Here is a 3,008-nt window from a genome sequence, read left to right on the forward strand (position 1 = left end):
TGTTATCCCGCATTTTATCTGGCACCAAACCATGCCACACTCCACCAAATTAAAAAGAGGCACAGCATAAATTATTCTGATGGATTTTTCATCAGATTGCTTTATGCCGTGCCTTTTGTGTTATCATAATGATTGATACATAGAAATAGCAGGCCCCACCCTGACAAAGTCTGGCCTGCTACTGCTCACATACACAGGGAGCCTGTGTCTATTCACAATACTATGATAACCATTTTTGTCAGGGATTGCAATCAGATTTCTCAATCCTTTTATGATTCTGTTATTACGAATGTTCAATTTCACCAGCTGACCTGTTCCTGCTCTCATTCTGCCTGTCTTTCTGTCCATGGTTACTACAGGCGAACTGTAAAGCTGGCCTCCGGGGCTCTTCGCCTTCGTGTCTGCCGTGTGAAATGCTCCGAATGCGGTACTACCCATGCGCTTCTTTTGTCTTCTTTGGTCCCCTACTCTCAGATACCTCTTACCGACCAGCAAAAGATCTGCCGTGACTTTGAAGAAGGAAAGAACTCAAGCCTCGTCTGTGAGGTCAATCCATCGGTTGATGAGAACAACGTCAAATCCGTGCTCCGAAACTACAGGCAGCACTGGCGGGAAAAGCTGCGTTCTCTCAGGATCCCTCTCTCTCCTCTGAACGATCTGATCCGTTCCTGTTTTTCGAATTATTCGTCCCACTTCATGCAGATACATCAGAGGGCCAACCAACTCTTTCTCTATACCACATAACCTTACCCGACAACGCCCTTGTTGTTTCTTACAATAAAAAAAAACAGCAAGGAGGCCTGAACTATGGAACAGGAAAAGAAACAGGCAGTCGCTCTGATGCGCTATTCAGCGATTGCTCCACTCATTACAGGCACCCAGGAAGACTATGAATCCCTGAGTGCTTACTTCCGCACCGTTTCGGCAAAAGGGATCAAGGCACCGGATGGTTCCCTTCGCCACTATTCTCCGGGAACATTGGAAAAATGGTATCTTTCTTACCGGAAATCCGGTTTTGACGCTTTGGTTCCCACCGGCCGCTCTGACTGTGGGGTAAGCCGGAAAATCGATGAAGACCTGAAAGAACAGATCATCTATCTCAAGCATCATTATCCCCGGATGTCTGCAGCCGCGATCTATAAACAGCTCCAGGACAACGGCAGCATCCGCTCCGGCCAGCTCTCAGAATCTACCGTCTGCCGTTTCATCAATCAGCTCGTCTTACAGGAACGTCTGACGAACAATCAGGACATGCGGCGTTACGAAAGACCACACATCAATGAAGTATGGTGCGGTGATTCCAGTGCCGGTCCCTATCTGAAAACCGCAGACGGAAAGAAGCATCGTGTCTATGTGATTGCCCTGATCGATGATGCCAGCCGCTTTATCCTTGGTGCGGATGTCTTCTTTAACGATACCTTCGTGAATCTTATGTCCGTCATGAAGTCCGCCGTCTCCAAGTACGGCAGGCCGAAGGTTTTCAACTTTGATAACGGGGCTGCCTACAAAAACAGGCAGATGGAACTGCTGGCTGCCCGGATCGGATCTGTGATCAGCTACTGCAGGCCTTATACCCCCACACAGAAGGCCAAGATCGAGAGATGGTTCCGCACCCTGAAAGATCAGTGGATGGCTTCCCTGGATATGAGAGATTTTCATACCCTCGAAGAACTCAGAGGGAGCCTGCTGACCTATGTCAGGAGCTATAATCAAAGTCCTCATTCCTCTCTGAAGGGAGTATCCCCACAGGAACGCTTCTTCCAGGAACCGGAACTGATCAGCCGTCTGCCCGATGAGCTGATCGACTCCTCTTTTCTTCTTGAGATCGAGCGCAGGGTATCCTCGGACTCTGTCATCGTGATCGATCAGGTGGAGTATGAGGTCGATTACCGTTTTGCAAAGCAGCGGATCACTCTCCGTTATACACCGGATATGAAGGACATCTTTATTGTGGAAGCAGATGGCTCCCTTACACCAATCCGTCTGCTCAATAAACATGACAATGCCTCTGTAAAGCGGGACAAAGTGCGTCTGACAGGAGGTGAAGACTGATGGAACTCACTGCCCGCTATGGTCTTGAATTCAATCCTTTTTTAAAGAATTCCAAAGAGATCCTTTTCGAAGGAGCCGAGTATACAGAAGCAAAGTTTCGTCTGGATTACCTTGCCAGGACCAAAGGCTTCGGCCTTCTTACCGGTGCTCCGGGCCGGGGAAAGACAACTCTGGTCCGTTCCTGGTCTGCCGGACTGAACCCTTCCCTGTATAAGGTGATCTATACCAGCCTTTCTACGGTTACGGTAAATGATTTCTACCGGAATCTCGCCGCATCCCTGGGCGCACAGCCGTCCTACCGGAAAACCGAAAACTTTCACATCATCCAGGAAGAGATCAACCGGCTTGCCATGGACAAGAGAAAAACCCCCGTAATTATCATTGACGAAGCGAACTACATCAAGAATGCTGTCTTGAATGATCTGAAAATCCTGTTCAACTTTGAGATGGATTCCCGCGACCGTGCCGTCATTCTCCTGATCGGACTGCCGCAGTTAAATAATACCCTGCAGCTCTCCATCCACGAACCTCTCCGACAGCGTATCATCATGAACTACAACGTTGACGGCTACTCAAAAGAAGAAGGCCGTGCTTATATTGAATGGAAACTAAAAAAAGCCGGCTGTACAGATCCTGTTTTTGACGACGCGGCCATCGAAGCAATCCTGAACGCTTCCGACGGGACAGCCCGTATGATCAGCAAACTCTGCAATGCTTCACTTGTGATCGGACATAGCCATTCAACTAACCGGATCACAGCCGACATCGTGATGCAGGCTATCAATGACAGCACCCTCGGCTGAGAAGACTCCCGCAATTAATTTGCGGGTGTTTTTCTGTCAGGAAAACAATTCGCAGAAACAATTACTTTTAAAATGACTAACCTATCTGTAGAGATCCCAAATCGGCACGAAATAATCTGCCGGATGGAACATCATTTAATTTGCCGGACAACA

The 3,008-nt window shown here is 48.4% G+C and carries 3 protein-coding genes; all 3 read left to right on the forward strand.

Translation table 11 applies throughout. The annotated features are described in order from the left end of the window. Positions 1-204 precede the first annotated feature (204 nt). The 3 genes from FYJ45_RS30145 to FYJ45_RS29050 all read left to right on the forward strand — a co-directional run bounded on the left by FYJ45_RS30145 (position 205) and on the right by FYJ45_RS29050 (position 2,855). Positions 205-744, forward strand: a complete 540-nt coding sequence (locus FYJ45_RS30145) for a DUF6431 domain-containing protein (protein WP_154468402.1) — start codon at positions 205-207, stop codon at positions 742-744. A 63-nt stretch (positions 745-807) separates the two neighbouring features. Further along, on the forward strand, positions 808-2,052 hold the full coding sequence (locus tag FYJ45_RS29045; RefSeq protein ID WP_154468403.1) for a DDE-type integrase/transposase/recombinase: 1,245 nt from the start codon (positions 808-810) through the stop codon (positions 2,050-2,052). Beyond that, positions 2,052-2,855 carry an ExeA family protein gene (locus tag FYJ45_RS29050; protein ID WP_154468404.1) on the forward strand — a complete coding sequence of 268 codons (804 nt, stop codon included), beginning with the start codon at positions 2,052-2,054 and terminating at the stop codon, positions 2,853-2,855. The genes FYJ45_RS29045 and FYJ45_RS29050 overlap by 1 nt, the downstream gene beginning before the upstream one ends. The last annotated feature ends 153 nt before the right edge of the window (positions 2,856-3,008 follow it).

It is taken from the genome of Eisenbergiella porci, assembly GCF_009696275.1.
GTDB classification, from domain to species: domain Bacteria; phylum Bacillota; class Clostridia; order Lachnospirales; family Lachnospiraceae; genus Eisenbergiella; species Eisenbergiella porci.

Excerpts from the sequence above, each read along its gene's own strand:
- FYJ45_RS29045 (WP_154468403.1), top strand. The coding sequence starts at position 808 with ATGGAACAGGAAAAGAAACAGGCAGTCGCTCTGATGCGCTATTCAGCG.
- FYJ45_RS29050 (WP_154468404.1), top strand. The coding sequence starts at position 2,052 with ATGGAACTCACTGCCCGCTATGGTCTTGAATTCAATCCTTTTTTAAAG.